This is a genomic window from Mycoplasma paraquilae (assembly GCF_048284415.1).
Lineage (GTDB): Bacteria > Bacillota_I > Bacilli_A > Mycoplasmatales > Metamycoplasmataceae > Mycoplasmopsis.
On the sequence record NZ_JBLVZU010000005.1, the window covers coordinates 24,982 to 40,392 of the forward strand.

The following is a 15,411-nucleotide window of genomic DNA, read 5'->3' on the forward strand; positions in this document are numbered from 1 at the left end:
CAAAATACATGTAGAAAAAACATTTAAAGTTATTGACAAATTATACTTTTAATTTTATTAGGCAACATGATGCATACATTACTAAAATTGACTGCCAACTAATCTTGTTTTTGCATTTTTAAATTGCCAAAAATACCAAAATTTAAACTTATCACTGATAAAAAAGCTTATTTCAATAGAGAATATATATGCAAAAAAGAAATTACCCTGGTATAAAAAATATATAATTTAAAAGTTAATGATTTTATATGCTAATTATGATATCTATTTTAAATATTACTTTGCAAGATGCATTCATTATTGTTTTTTTCACGCATCTATAAAGCAAAGGAAAATATAAATAAAGGGAAAGAAGGATTATAAAATATGAAAAGAGTAGCTGATTTTTTAAACTATTCAGACTTTGAAGCAACTGCAAAAAGTAAAATTTCACCAATAATTCAAGAACTATTTGAAATCAGTTTTCAGACTGAAGCATATACAAAATACAAAAAGGCGATAAAAATTTTTAAAATCATCGGAATTATAACGCTTGCTTGAATTATTTTGACTTTAGGATTATTAATTCCTACTGCAATACAAAAAAACCTTGCTGGAATTATTGTGGGAGGGTTATTTGTTGCCATTGTTTTAGTACTGATTATTATTTCACTTGTATTTTTATCAAACGCACTAGATTATACAAAAGACATTAGAAAAGATCTGAAGGAAAAATTATCTAAGTCAAATGAATTATATAAAGCTTGCATTCATGCTGCACAACCAAGTTGAGAATATTATGGAACAGAATATAAAAGTGATAATACTAAATATACATTTTCAAGTGATGATCATGTTTTTACATATTCTGAATATGCAAACTATAAGCCTTTATCAATTGCAAATGATGCTAGACTTGCAAAAGCTGACAAATGTCAAACAATTGTTATTGATGGTAAATATCCAACACACATTTCGAATGCTCGATGAGTTTCAAATTTTGCTGGCACTTCTCAAAATATTGATCAATACTGCACTGTGATAAAAATAGATGCACGAAATTTAGATCAAAAATATTGAACCAAATTCTCATTTTTTGAATCTTTTGAAGGTCGAATGAAGAAAGCAAATCTTGAAAATAGTACTTTTAATAAAATTTTCAAATTAAGAACAGATGATGAGCTCAAGGCGCGTTTACTATTTACTCCTTTGGCAATGGAAAATTTAACAAATATGTGACTCCGTAATAAAAAACATATTTCAGCTCAATACATGAGGCTGATTGCTGATAATGATTTAATTTATATTTCATTTAATTCACCTATGGACTTTGCAAAAGTTGACTTACCACTTTATTGCACTAGCCTAAAAAAGGTTATAAAATATGCTTACAAAGATATAATATCTGACATATATTCACTTTACTTTATGTTGCAATTAGTCTATATTCCAAACTATTTATATTAAAAATATTATTCTATGATAAAAAAATGTACTTGATACAACACAAGTACATTTTTAATTTGGCTTTGCAATTAAAAAATTAATATTTTTACCCTTAGCAGACCACTTTTCTTCATATCCTGTAGGTACATTTGTAGCATTGTAGCTAGAAGCATGTAAGTCACGAGTATAATCAATTACTGTTCAATTACTTAATGATAAAGATTCTAATGAATAGTCAAATAATTTATCATTATCAGTTTTAAAATATAGAAATCCTTGTGGTGATAATAATGATTTATATTGCTCTAAAAATGTTTTATATGTTAATCTTCTTTTTTCATGAGCATTCTTAGGTCATGGATCTGAAAAAGTTAACCAAATTGTATTAATTACTCCAGTAAATAATTCATTTAAATTTGCTGCATCTTTTGTAACTATAAATAAATTTTTCAATCCCATCTCATTGATTTTTTTAAGTATTTTGTTTGCTACGGTTGGGTATTTCTCAAAAGCAATATATCTAGTATTTGGGTTTAATTGAGCCAGTTTAGTAATCATTTCTCCTTTACCAGCACCAATTTCTAAAACATCATTAGCATTAAGTTTTACAGGAAATTCTTTAATTAAGTATTCTGAAGCATTTAAATTGCTTTCTGCATTTTTATCAAATCTTAGTCTCATAAAAATAATTATAAAAGATAATTTAATATTGCAATCTTAAAACTTAAACATAATTTTAAAGTTAAGCTACTTTATTTTTCAATATTTTATGTAAATTTCGACAAATTCATTTTAACTTTTAAAAATTAATTAAATTATGTTGGCATATAAAGCACATTAACATAATTCTTATGAATTTATTTAAAGTCATAGAATGTGTCAATAAGTTATTAGTAAACAATTTTATATATATTTTTTTGTCTTATATCAAGATGTAAATATTTTTTTACTTGTTAAAAAAATACTAAAGTGCAAATTAAAAAAATATATAATTAAATTAAAGGAGAAATTATGTCAAATTTATTTAATAACTCAGAATTAAAAAACCCAGAAGGACTAGAACCGGTTGCAGACAATACAGAAGTTGCTGCTAAAGCATCAACACCTGCAAAAGTTGTTGTTTATGCATCATTTATTTTCATTATTCCTGTTATCTGATACATCGTTCGCAGAAATAAATTTTTAAGAATGCAAAACGAAATCAACGAAGCAGCTTCAGGAATTGATACACAATTGCAAAAACGTTCAGATACATTAAACAAAATTGTGTTACAAGTAAAATCTTACAAAATCCATGAAGAAAAAGTATTTGAAGATGTTGCAAAATTACGTTCATTAACTTTAGCTGGAAACACTGCTGCTAACAGCGAAGAAATTGAAAGCTTAAACAATTCAATCTTTGGTCGTTTAATGGCCGTTGGAGAAAACTATCCAGAACTTAAAGCAGATGGTTTATACAAAGAATTAATGGAAGAAACAGTTTATCTTGAAAGAGAAATTGCTGCTGCCAGAAGATTATATAACTCTAAAGCTAATGCATTTAACATGCAAATTATGACATGACCAGACAATGTTGTCTCATCAAATATGAAATTATCAACAGTTCCTCTATTCCAAGCTTCAGCTAAGGCTAGAAAAGACGTTGATATGAATGAATTAGGATTATAGTACAATGAAACGCGTAGCTGACTATTTAAACTATGCAGATTTTAAAAGTGAAGCTGACCAAAAAGTCTTGCCTGTTATTAAAAAAATAGTTAATGACTGTTTTCAATCACCTTTATATACCAAATATAAAAACAGTTTAAAATTATTTTTTATTATAGGATCAGTTGCATTAGCATTACTAGTCATCACATTAAGTGTTTTTATCCCATGTGCTATTAGTGGTAAAGAACCCGGGATGATTGTAGGTGGGGTATTTGGAGTAATTACTTTTCCAATTATTATTGTTGCAGCAGTTTACTTATGACAAGCATTGTCTGCAGCTAAAAGTATTTCATCGATGATTCGCAATAAGATTTCAAAAGATGATGTTTATAAAATGACAATTGATATCTTACAACCAAATTGAAACTTTAAAGGTAAGAACTATGAAGATCAAAGTGCTGGAGTTAAATACTCATTTGCACCAGATACTCATGTTTTTACAATGGCTGAATATAAAAATTGCATGCCTGCAAATATCCCTAGTGGTGCTAGATTAGTGCAGGCTAAGCCATGTCAAACTTTAATTATTGACGATAAGTATCCTGCTCATTTTTCTAATACCCATTGAATATATGAAACTACTTATAAGGATTCAAAAGGTAATGTGCACCATAGTGAAACACATTATTACGCTACTTTACTAAAAATTGATGCAAGATCGCTAGATCCAAAACATTGAACATCATTTTCATACTTTGAAGCGTTTGCAGGAAACAAGAAAAAGATTACACTTGAAAACCCTGAATTTAACAAGATTTTCAAACTTAAAGCTGATGATGAACTTAAAGCTCGTGCAATGTTTACACCATTAGCTATGGAAAATCTAACTAATATGTGAAAAAGAAACCTTAAGTTTACTAATACTAACAATATTAAATTACATGCAGAAAATGATTTAATTTATATGGCTTTTATTTCACCTCAAGGATTTGGGATAATTGATGTTCCTCAATATTCGACAAAACCAGAAAAAGTAACTAGAGCAATTTATAATGATATTTTAAAAGATATTTTTTCACTTTACTTTTTACTTGAATTAGTTTACATTCCTAATTATTTATACTAGAAATATAGCGCTAAAAAGCTATATTTTTTTAATTTATTTTACTTAAAATAAAATATAATTTCAAAAGATAACATAGAGGAGATATCGATGAAAAAAACAATTGATGACCTTAATTTAAAAGGTAAAAAAGTATTAGTTAGAGTTGATTTTAACGTACCAGTAAAAAATGGTGTTATTACATCAACGAAAAGAATCGTTTCTGCTTTACCAACAATTAATAAAATTATTGCTGAAGGTGGAAAAGTTATTTTATTCTCACACTTAGGAAGAATTAAATCTGCTGAAGATTTAGCTTCAAAAACACTTAGACCAGTAGCTGTTGAACTAGCGAATGAATTACAACGTCCAGTTACATTTGTCCCTGAAACAAGAGGTGAACTATTAGAAAAAACAGTTGCAAACATGCAACCTGGTGATGTTGTTTTGGTTGAAAACACACGTTTTGAAGACTTAAATGACAAAGCTGAATCAAAAAATAATCCAGAACTTGGTGCTTACTGAGCTTCATTAGGTGATGCGTTTATTAATGACGCATTCGGAACAGCTCACAGAGCTCATGCTTCAAATGTTGGAATTTCTTCAAACATTAAAGAATCTGCACTTGGATACTTAATGCAAAAAGAAGTTGAATCACTTAACAAAGTAATTACAAACCCAGAACACCCATATGTAGCAATTATTGGTGGTGCTAAAGTTTCGGATAAAATTCAAGTTTTAGAAAACTTAGCTAAAATTGCTGACAAAATGATTATTGGTGGAGCTATGGCTTACACATTTATGGCAGCAAGAGGTGAAACAACAGGAACTTCATTAGTTGAAAATGACTATGTTGAACTTGCGAAAGAATTCTTAGCAAAATATGGTGACAAAGTTATTTTACCAGTTGATCACGCTTGTGCAAAAGAATTCAAGGATGTAGAACCTGAAATGCAAGAAGGGTCAATTAAAGATGGCTACATGGGACTTGACCTTGGACCTAAATCAATTGAAAACATTAAAAATGCATTAAAAGATGCTAAAACAGTTGTTTGAAATGGACCTATGGGAGTGGCTGAATTTGCCAACTATGAAAAAGGAACACTTGCTGTTTGTGAATCAATTGCACAACTAAAAGGTGCTTACTCAGTAGTTGGTGGTGGTGATTCAGTTGCTGCTGTTGAAAAATTAGGTATGGAAGATAAGTTTACACATGTCTCAACAGGTGGTGGAGCTTCACTTGAATTACTTCAAGGACTTAAACTACCTGGTGTAGAAGCTGTACAAGATAAATAATTTTAGTAAGAAGCTAATGCTTCTTATTTTTTTAATATTGCAAGTTTTTATTTAAATATTTAAAAGAAAACACTATAATTTTTTTAATTAATTTAATAAGGAGAAAAAATGAAAAAAACTGTACTTATTGTTATCGACGGATTAGGACTTAGAGCAGAAAAACAAGGGAATGCCTTTGCTTTAGCTAACACTCCTACATTTGATAACTTACTTACAAATTATCCAAACTCAGTGCTTCAAGCTTCTGGAGAATATGTGGGTCTTCCAAAAGGACAAATGGGAAACTCAGAAGTTGGACACTTAAATATTGGAGCTGGAACTGTGGTATACACAGGACTATCTTTAATTCAAAAAGCTTTAGATGATGGGGCATTTGGTGAAAATAAAGCTTTTATTGAAGCTTTTGAAGCTGTTAAGAAAAATAATAAAACATTACATGTGATGGGATTACTTTCTCCTGGGGGAGTTCACTCACTTGAAAATCACTTATTCGAACTATTAAAATCAGCACATGCATATGGCGTTAAAAAAGTTGCAATTCACGCTTTCGGGGATGGACGTGATGTTGCTCCTAGAAGTATTAAACCTTCATTTGAAAAATTAGATGCTTTATGTAAACAATATGGATATAATGTAGCTTCAATTTCAGGAAGATTTTATGCCATGGATAGAGACTCAATGTTTGATAGAGTTGAAAAAGCTTATGAAGCTATTTTGGGTAATTCATATCACACATTTAATTCACCATTAGAATACGTTGATGCTCAATATAGCCAAGACATTAGTGATGAATTCTTTGTGCCAGCAATTAATGCTAACTTAACTAAAGAAGACTTTGTACAAGATGGAGATTCAATTATCTTCTTTAACTTTAGACCTGATAGAGCAAGACAATTAACACACTTATTTATTGGATCACCATTATATGATGTAAAACCAACACACCCAAGAAACATTGATAAATTTGTTTCAATGATGAAATATGAGGGAATCAATACAATTATTGCTTTTGATGAAATGCAAATTACAATGCCAATTGGTAGAGTTCTTGAGCAAGCAGGATTAAAACAATTAAGAATCGCTGAAACTCAAAAATATGCTCACGTAACTTATTTCATGGATGGTGGAAACGATATTGAGTTTAAAAACTCAAAACGTATTATGGTAGATTCACTTAAAGTTGAATCATATGCTGATGCCCCTCAAATGTCAGCTCAAGGAATTACAGATGAATTGCTTGCTAATGCACTTGATTTTGATGTAACCATTATGAACTATGCGAACCCTGATATGGTAGGGCACACAGGTAATCTACAAGCTGCAATTAAAGCTGTTGAATTCTTAGACAGCCAAATTGCTAGAGTTATAAAATGAGCTCAAGAAAACGATGTAACAATCTTTATTACAGCTGACCACGGAAATGCTGAAATTACTGAAGATGCTAATGGTAAGCCAGCTACAAAACATACTTCAAGTCCTGTAATGTTTGTATGCAGTGATAAAAGTGTTAAATTAGCAGATGGTAAACTTGCTAATGTAGCTCCAACTGTATTAGACTACATTCATGTAGCACAACCAAAAGAAATGGATGAACCATCTTTATTAGTTAAATAATATAAACAAGGATATAAGGGAATAATTTTAATTTACAAGGAAACTATACTAACAGTATTTTTTACTCTCACAAACAGTTTTACATTCAAGCGCAATAACATCTGAATGCAAAAGAATTATTGTAGTAATATAAAAAATCTGAAAAAATATTAGGTTTACCAACAGAAAAGCTGCTAGAAATACATATCCCATATTAAATAAAATGATAAAAAGAATCAATCCTAATAAGGCAATAAGCAATTTTAAAGACAATTTATTTATATTAAAAAGTCTTACTGAATCAATTATTTTTAGTCTATTTTTGACTATAGCTTTTATTGATTTATCTAATTATTGAATACTTTTTGCCTGAATAAATCCATTTATATATTGAAATTTGTATAAACTGATTTGATTATATAAAAATAAAAAAGGTGACTTTTTACCTTTGTATATCCCTAAATATAAGTGAAATAAGGAATCAAATGTAAAAAATACTTGGATATATAGATATGCAATAGGATGTAATAAACAATATCGTATGGTTAATTTCTTTTGAAACAGAAAGAAAATTCACATAAATACAAAATATGAAATTATTGATGAAAAAAATGTGAATAATAATATATTTAAATTTAGAAATGATTTTTATTTACTAAGACGAAATAAACTTCTCGTTTTAATCAAAAGAAAATTAATATGCTGAATGATACTTAATGGCTTTTTATCTGCAACTTTAACATCATTATTTTTTATAATTACTACATTAACTATATTAGTTAAGGAAAAAGTTTATATGAGTCAATATTCATCCATAATATGTTATATATCTATGGCAGCATTCTTTATATATATTTCGCCTATAAGGTACATTTTCTATAAACGCTTTTTTGTGAATCTGTGCAAGGATTTAGATGAATATTTAAGTCTAGATGTAGATATCCCAAATAATATTGAATGAATATCTTTTGTAGGTAAAAATCGTAAGCATTATATTGCAAAAATTTATATACCAACTATAAAAAAATTAACGAAGCTACGCGCTAGGTAGTTTCGTTTTTCTTTCCTTTATTAAAATTGTAATTAATGATCTAAATCATTTATTGTTTGATCGTATCGTTTAAAAATTTTATTATGAGAGCGCCAATTCTCTTATTTATTTTACTTGGTTCTAAGTTTAAAGTATTTAAACTCCAAAATCTGAAAAAAAGGGAAAAAATGTGGAAATTTCCACATGAAATCAAATTTTATAATGTACTTAATAAAATAAGCCTATAATGATTATATATACAATTAATTCTTGTATATAAATTAAAGAGGTGAAATGAAAAAACATAAATCATTATTATTACTTTTGGGTTCAATATCCTTTTTACCATTTTGCTCACTTGTATCATGCCATCAAACAGAAAAAAGTGAATTGAATGATAATTTGAACAAAATTAATGGTATTAAAGAATTAATTTGAGTAAATCCAAACAAAAACTTTGATCTTGATGGGCTAAATAAAGCAGTATTAAAATTTATTCCAGCACAGGATCATGAAATTTACTATCCTTCAGAAACCTATTTAGAGTCGCTTAATTTAATTATTCAAACCATAAATAGAAATCCAAAGATATACAACAACGATGGAACAATAAATAAAACAGCTTGAGTAAATATTAATTTAGTGAATAATTACTTAAACTATATGAATAGTTCTGATTGCTATTTTATAAAAAAAGAAGAGAAAAAAAGTAAACCAGGAGATATGGTACCAGCTGTTTATATAGCGTATAAGAATATTGCTATACCTTTATATAAACAAATGGATTTATCAAATAAAGATATTGGATTTTTTGCTCCTACAGGAGAAGGCAAAAACATAAATTTTTTACAAAATATTTTACAAAGTAAAAATAAAATTAATTTAGTTCAATATGGCAATGAACACAAAAAACTTGTGCAGGATAATAGAAAATATGGACTAGATTTGGTCACTTCTCTTAGTCTTGCTCAATTAGAAGGTAATCAAAAAGCAGAAATGATACCTGCTTGAAATGTTGAAGAACAGATTTTTAATAAGCTTTACCCAAATTATGAATTTAATATTTCAAATTTTTTAGCACAAGCTTGAAATAACAAGCTAGAATTTAGTGCTAAAAGTAAGGACCCAGAGTTTAATGCCCCTTTATCATACTTAAATAAAGATAAACTTGTGCAAGCTATAAATGGTTATACAATACAAGAATTGTCATACACAAATAATAAACTATCTAGATTATTGGAAGATAAGAAACTATCAAGCAGCATGCATGAATCATTAGTTGCTTTAAAAAACAGTTTTTTATCTAAGTATGATTTAGCGTACTTAGATAAGGATAAACTATATATCGACTATAAGCCAGAATTTGAAAAGAATAAATTAGAAGAATTAAATCCTCATGTACACTTTTATAAAATTTCTATTCCTGTAAATGTTCAACATAGCAAATTTAAGCCGGAATTATATATGGTTTATGGTATAACAAATAAGGTTTTTATTAACTATCAGCCAATAAAACATGTACCAGCTAGTCATGCATATACACATAGCTCTTTTGAAAGTTTTAAATTATATTATCAAAAAGTCTTTAGTGATCAATTTGATAGATATCAAACAAAACCAAGTAACGAGCAAGCTTACATTGATCAATTATATGATTCAATAAAAGGTGACCAACTAAGCTTGGATATACAAAATACTATAGCGAATGAAACAGTTGAAACATTTGACTTCATTGTTCCACTAATCTTACAAGATAATGAGCCTGAATTTGTTATAAATAAGGTTCCAAATAATTTTATTACAAGTCTAGTATATAGAACTTTTGATTACTTTAAACTTGATTCTCGTTTAAAATGACAGCCACATATGGCTATGGCTGTAGATGACTTTGATAAACGCATTAGTAAAACTTATTTGAATGAAAATCCTTATGACTTAGCTACATTGCATAATTTATCAATGCCTGAAATTGCTGCTTTATTAAGCAAAAAATAATTGCAAAATGCTCTACTTTACAGTAGGGTATTTTTTTAATTAAAATATTATAAAACCAAGGAATAATAAAACAGCCTAGGTATTAGCTAGGCTGTTAACAAGGAAAATGTTAAGTATTTCAAGTCTTCGCAACATCGACTATTTTGAAATAAATCAACTAGTTTCTTCTTGTTCATCTGTTAATGAAGTATCATCAATATCAAAATATGAGTTTAATTCTTTAGTTTGAGCATATTTAACTTCCTCGGTAGCATGTAACAAGGCATTTGAATCTGCTTCTAAAGTATTTTTGATCATTTCATTTTCTTCTTCTTGTTCAAGCATTACTTCTTCGGTATTTTCAATTTCAGGTTGCAAGTCTGTAATTGCATCAATCTTAGAAGTTGCCTTTTCTTCTTGCACATCAGCTGTAGTTGCATCTACACCTGAGGCAATAATAGAAACTTTGAAAATTTGTTTGTTATCTTCGGTTTCAACGATTTCTTGACCAATTTTGCAATCATTGATAAAGCCATCTTGACCTGAAAGAATTTCGTGTATAGTAGAAACAGCATTTCTAATTTCTTTGTTTGTGACCAATTTGTCGTGTTGGATGTTGATTAAAAGCTTAGATGCATGCTTAATATCATATTCGTATAGATTTGTTTCGAAAGCTTTTTTAACAGCTTTTTCAGCACGATTTTCACCAACAGCTTGTCCAATACCAACAATAGTTAGACCAGAATCTTTTAGTGTGTGCTTAATGTCAGCAAAATCAATGTTAATTGTACCGACACGATTTAAAACATCATGAATTGCCATAATAATATTTTTTAAGGTTATGTTTGATAATTTAAGAGAATCAGCAAATGGTACATCTGGATTTTCATCAGATAATTTTTCATTCGAAAGCACAATGTAAGAGTCAACAGCTTGTTTAAGTTGTTCAATACCATTTTGTGCTACTAGCATACGATTTTTTCCTTCGTAAACAAATGGTGTAGTAACTAGACCAATAGTTAGTGCACCACTTTCTTTTGCAATTTGAGCAATTTTGGGGCTGGCACCTGTACCGGTTCCGCCACCAAATCCAGCAGTAATAATTACAACATCAGCATCTTTTAAGGCTTCTTTGACTTCTGTAGTTGATTCATCAACTGCTTTTGCTCCAAGCTTAGGATCTGATCCAGCCCCAAAACCACGATTTTCTTTTCCTAAAGCAACTTTATGTGTACATTTACTTTTTTCAAGTGATTGAAGATCTGTGTTTGCAACAATAAAGTCTACATTTGGTAAATTTTCATCATACATCATGTTGACTGCATTATTTCCAGCACCACCAACCCCTATGACCTTTAGGGAAATGGCTGTTTTATATGATGCTGCATTATTGTCGAATTCATTATTCATGGTAATCTCCTATCTTAAGTGAAATCTACTAAATAGTTTGCTTAATATGTTATTTTTGGCTTTAGGGTGAGTGTAATCAATTTTGCTTAGCACTGTGTTATTTTGTATTGATTCAACTTTATGTTCGTTAGTAATTAGAACAACTTGCTCTAAAATCGAATCTTCTAGAGTAAATAATCTAAAGTTGTTATCATTGTTAAGGCTTTGAATTGTCATGTTATGTACATTAAAACGAGCAAAAAATGTTTCTTCAATATTCTTAACCATTCATGCAAGTTGACCAGTAAATGCAATATGGCTTAATTGATTTATAAGAGGATTTTTGAAACTTGTCATAGTGTATTTTAATAATTCATTAAGTAAGGAGTTTTTGAATGCACTATATCTTTGAGAAATTCCTTCTAACATAGGAATTAATGATTCTTCTGTCGCTTCAATGTTATCATTTGTGTTTCTATTTTTAATTTCATACTTAATAATTTCTAAGTTATCAAGTATATTGTAACCAAGTGGCAATTTTTTATAGGTTAAAATTGCTCCATTTTTAACTACAAAGAAAGCTATATAGTCGGCTTGCAAATCCACTACTAGGCTTGAAGTAGGGATACTTTTCATGCTTGCTGCTAATACTTGACTTTGTAAAAAGTAATTTGTTTGGCAATTTGGAATGTTAGCTGAAAATAACGCTTTAAAATCATTAATTGAATTTGGAATTAAATTTGTTTTGAAAACTGATAAATATTGAGTGATAGTTTCAGCTATACGGTTTTTAGGAATATCTTTATATTCCTTAATGATTTCATTTTTTTGCATGGTGTAATTAATTGGAAAACTTGTTAAGAAATCCTCAATTACGTTAGCTTTAGTTAATTTGACATTTTTTTGAGTAAATAGTTCAGCAAGAATTCTTGAGTCATAACTTGCACTTTGACAATTTAGTTTATTAACCATAATTTTTTGTTCTAAATTAGGAAATAAATTATCATCAAAAACATAGTTTAATGTCACAAAATCTTTTTTGACAATATCTTTAACTTGAGCAATAATTGCATCATGTCAAGAAACTAAGTCACTAGAATGTGAATAAGAAATAATATTTTTAGCATTTAATTTAACATTTAAGTAGTTATCATTTGTGTTATTTACGAAAGCAAAAGAACATTCATTGGTACGAATGTGAAAGTTTATAAAATACTTCTTCATAACTACTCCTTATTAAATTTTTAATTTATAGTGTTAAATTAATTTCTTTATTACACGTAATTTTGCGCTTCGAGAGCGATTATTTTCTTCTATTTCTTGTTTTGAAGGTTTTACCTGTTTTATTAGGAATTTTTTTTCTTCCATAACAGGCATCTTACTTGGAAGATCACTTTTGGTTAAATCTTTAATAAAATCTTTAACCATCTTATCTTCTAGGGAGTGAAATGTAATGATACTTAATGTTCCATCCTTATTTAATAATTCTGTTGCATCAAGTAACAATTGGTGAAGTGAATCAAGTTCATTGTTAACTTCAATTCTAATTGCTTGAAAGATTGCTTTAGCAGGATTTTTTTGTCTTAATAAAGCTGCTGGATAAGCAGATTTAACAACATCAACTAACTGCATGGTGGTTGAAATTGGTCTAGCATTTACGATGGCTTTCGCAACTTTTTTATTAAGTTTTACATCAGCGTATTTTCATAAAATGTCAGCTAATTTCTCTTCAGGGTATGAATTTACTACATCATAAGCACTTAGCTCTTGTTGTTGATTCATTCGCATATCTAATTTAGCATCTTTGTTATAACTAAATCCCCGCTCAGCTTGATCTATTTGAGGTGATGAAATTCCTAAATCAGCAATAATACCATCTACTTTATATATACCTAGCTCATGAAGTTTAGCTTTAATATCTTTAAAGTCACTTTTAACTAGTATAAAATTGGAAGCAATTTGACTTAATCTAATTTGTGATTGAACCAAAGCATAATCATCTTTATCAAAAGCAATTAGCTTTCCATTTGGTATTTTGGCTAGAATAGCGGAAGAGTGTCCGCCCATTCCAACAGTTAAGTCCACATAAATACCATTAGGTTTTATATTTAAAGACTCAATAGTTTCGTCTAGCATAACTGAGTAATGTAATTTATTTTGAGACATCTTGAGACAAGAATTGTGCTAATTCTGCCATATCCTCCACTGTATATTGATTTTGAATTTCATCATATTTTTCTTTAGCTCAGAGTTCAACAATTGAACCCACACCGATAAAGATTACTTCTTTTTGGATAGTTAATTTTTCAATTATTGGTTTAGGTAGGGGAATTCTGTTTTGGTTATCAAGCACCACTTCGAAAGTGTTTCCAAAAATATATCTAGCTAATGTTCTGGTTTTGACATCAAATCTAGATTTGTTTTCAATCATCGCAATGTATGATTGAAAACCTTCTTGAGAACGTACTTCTGCATTACCATCAAATCCGATGGTAATGTAAAGTTTGCTTCCGAGCTCATCTCTAAAAACAGGAGGTAAAACTACTCTGTTTTTATCGTCGATATTTCGTGTTTGTGATCCGTACATATTTACCACTTCCTCCCACTATCCACCATAATTCTACCATTTAATAATTCCCTAATGCAAAAAAAATTAAAAATTTTCTTGGTTTTTGCTTCCTTTTGTAGTAGAAAAAACTATATATAGTTGCGTTTTTTAAAGTAAAAAAAGCAAAAGTTTATAAAAAAGAATATTTATTTCTCTTTTTTAAGCTTTTTTATTTTATGGGCGTTTTTTAGCTATTGTACTCAAAATGTGGAAATAAATTAATTTTGTTCCACATTTTGAGTTGGGGAAGTGTGGGAAAAAACAAAGTAGCTTAAAAATAAATGCAAGAAAGTTATAAGCAATTTTGGATTTTATGTTTTCCATATATAATATAAAGAAACTTATTACGAAAGGGAGTAATGAATTTAGAACAAAAGTACTGATATCTCAAACATTCATTTTTATCTTGGACAGGTACTGATAATAACTTTGTTAGTAATCTATCAATTACTTTAATTTTGATGAAAATAGGTCTTATAGCAACTGTTCTTTTTGTGATTTTATGATGAATGTTTAAAAGACAAATCCAAGCTTCTTGACAAAGAAATAAACCTTCTGCCAAAGTTCAAGAAATTATAATAAGAGCAACTGGAATTTTATTATTAATCGGAATGTTTTTACGTTCTTTGAATATGGGGCTTAGTCACTATCCAAGAATATGAGAATCTATTCCGCTACATTTTTGTCGCTTGGTCGGATTATGTATAGGAATTACGCTGGCACTTAATAAGCCAAAAGCTTTACGTTTTTTTGCATCAGCAGCATATTTAGGAGCTTTTATTGCTTTAGCAATTCCAGATGTTAAAATTGTTTATACTCCAAGAGAAACTTTTACAGTTTATGGGCAAAGTTTCCAAGCTGGGGTAGATGTAACTTATTATGTAGCTTGAAATAATGTTTATTTTTATGACCTTATGGGACTGCATGTCTTCATTATTGTGTCAGTTTCTGTGTTTGCAGTTTTATATCCATATAAAATGACAGTAAGTGATGTAATCACTCAATGTAAAATATTTTTAGCTTTCTTATTAACAGTCTTTACTATAAATGCTTTTACAGATGCTTTAGCACCTATTGAATGAAAAAGTAATTACTTTTACACTGGAATGGATCAATATAATGGTTTTTCTAATTTGCTTGGTCCGCTACTTCATTGACCAATCAATTTGGTTACTTTGTCAATTCTTGGTTCATTGTACTTTTTTGCTAGTGCTTTCTTATTTGAGCTACAAGATAAAATCGCCTTCTCTTTTAATAAAGAAAAGAAATTTATTTCACTCACCAATAGTGAAAAAGGCTTTGTTGAATCATTACGAAAAGCTTACAAAAAAATCCGTACATAAC

General features: G+C 28.9%; 12 protein-coding genes. 7 read left to right on the forward strand and 5 right to left on the reverse strand.

Annotation, left to right across the window (positions count from 1 at the left end):
- The first annotated feature begins 366 nt into the window (after nucleotides 1-366).
- Complete coding sequence (locus ACNQ12_RS02840; protein WP_418037164.1) at nucleotides 367-1,446, forward strand: DUF3137 domain-containing protein; 1,080 nt, start codon at nucleotides 367-369, stop codon at nucleotides 1,444-1,446.
- A gap of 51 nt (nucleotides 1,447-1,497) precedes the next feature.
- On the opposite strand, the gene trmB is transcribed toward ACNQ12_RS02840, so the two are convergent.
- Nucleotides 1,498-2,106, reverse strand: coding sequence for a tRNA (guanosine(46)-N7)-methyltransferase TrmB (trmB, locus tag ACNQ12_RS02845; protein ID WP_418019487.1), 609 nt, complete (start codon nucleotides 2,104-2,106; stop codon nucleotides 1,498-1,500).
- Nucleotides 2,107-2,436: 330 nt separating this feature from the next.
- Between trmB and ACNQ12_RS02850 the strand changes: the two genes are divergently transcribed.
- The 5 genes from ACNQ12_RS02850 to ACNQ12_RS02870 all read left to right on the forward strand — a co-directional run bounded on the left by ACNQ12_RS02850 (nucleotide 2,437) and on the right by ACNQ12_RS02870 (nucleotide 10,091).
- A complete protein-coding gene (locus ACNQ12_RS02850) occupies nucleotides 2,437-3,093 on the forward strand; it encodes a LemA family protein (protein WP_416754174.1) in 657 nt (218 codons plus the stop codon).
- 4 nt (nucleotides 3,094-3,097) lie between these two features.
- Nucleotides 3,098-4,201 carry a DUF3137 domain-containing protein gene (locus ACNQ12_RS02855; protein ID WP_416754172.1) on the forward strand — a complete coding sequence of 368 codons (1,104 nt, stop codon included), beginning with the start codon at nucleotides 3,098-3,100 and terminating at the stop codon, nucleotides 4,199-4,201.
- 87 nt (nucleotides 4,202-4,288) lie between these two features.
- Nucleotides 4,289-5,473 (forward strand): phosphoglycerate kinase, encoded by a 1,185-nt coding sequence (locus ACNQ12_RS02860; protein WP_418027444.1) that lies wholly within the window; start codon nucleotides 4,289-4,291, stop codon nucleotides 5,471-5,473.
- A gap of 108 nt (nucleotides 5,474-5,581) precedes the next feature.
- On the forward strand, nucleotides 5,582-7,087 hold the full coding sequence (gene gpmI, locus ACNQ12_RS02865) for a 2,3-bisphosphoglycerate-independent phosphoglycerate mutase (protein WP_418037167.1): 1,506 nt from the start codon (nucleotides 5,582-5,584) through the stop codon (nucleotides 7,085-7,087).
- A gap of 1,303 nt (nucleotides 7,088-8,390) precedes the next feature.
- The gene (locus tag ACNQ12_RS02870) at nucleotides 8,391-10,091 is read left to right on the forward strand and encodes a hypothetical protein (protein ID WP_418037169.1); all 1,701 of its coding nucleotides are present in this window, start codon (nucleotides 8,391-8,393) and stop codon (nucleotides 10,089-10,091) included.
- A gap of 138 nt (nucleotides 10,092-10,229) precedes the next feature.
- Here ACNQ12_RS02870 and ACNQ12_RS02875 read toward each other — a convergent pair whose 3' ends face one another.
- Genes ACNQ12_RS02875 through ACNQ12_RS02890 form a run of 4 tightly spaced genes read right to left on the reverse strand, consistent with a single transcriptional unit; the run spans nucleotide 10,230 to nucleotide 14,046 of the window.
- A complete protein-coding gene (locus tag ACNQ12_RS02875; RefSeq protein WP_418019107.1) occupies nucleotides 10,230-11,480 on the reverse strand; it encodes a cell division protein FtsZ in 1,251 nt (416 codons plus the stop codon).
- Nucleotides 11,481-11,489: 9 nt separating this feature from the next.
- Complete coding sequence (locus ACNQ12_RS02880; protein WP_416754165.1) at nucleotides 11,490-12,683, reverse strand: MAG3720 family protein; 1,194 nt, start codon at nucleotides 12,681-12,683, stop codon at nucleotides 11,490-11,492.
- Nucleotides 12,684-12,716: 33 nt separating this feature from the next.
- Nucleotides 12,717-13,625 carry a 16S rRNA (cytosine(1402)-N(4))-methyltransferase RsmH gene (gene rsmH, locus ACNQ12_RS02885; RefSeq protein ID WP_418019482.1) on the reverse strand — a complete coding sequence of 303 codons (909 nt, stop codon included), beginning with the start codon at nucleotides 13,623-13,625 and terminating at the stop codon, nucleotides 12,717-12,719.
- The gene (locus ACNQ12_RS02890) at nucleotides 13,612-14,046 is read right to left on the reverse strand and encodes a division/cell wall cluster transcriptional repressor MraZ (protein ID WP_418019109.1); all 435 of its coding nucleotides are present in this window, start codon (nucleotides 14,044-14,046) and stop codon (nucleotides 13,612-13,614) included. Before ACNQ12_RS02890 ends, rsmH begins: the two co-directional genes overlap by 14 nt.
- A 380-nt stretch (nucleotides 14,047-14,426) precedes the next feature.
- On the opposite strand from ACNQ12_RS02890, the gene ACNQ12_RS02895 reads away from it, so the two are divergent.
- Nucleotides 14,427-15,410 carry a TMEM164 family acyltransferase gene (locus ACNQ12_RS02895; RefSeq protein ID WP_418037171.1) on the forward strand — a complete coding sequence of 328 codons (984 nt, stop codon included), beginning with the start codon at nucleotides 14,427-14,429 and terminating at the stop codon, nucleotides 15,408-15,410.
- The last annotated feature ends 1 nt before the right edge of the window (nucleotide 15,411 follow it).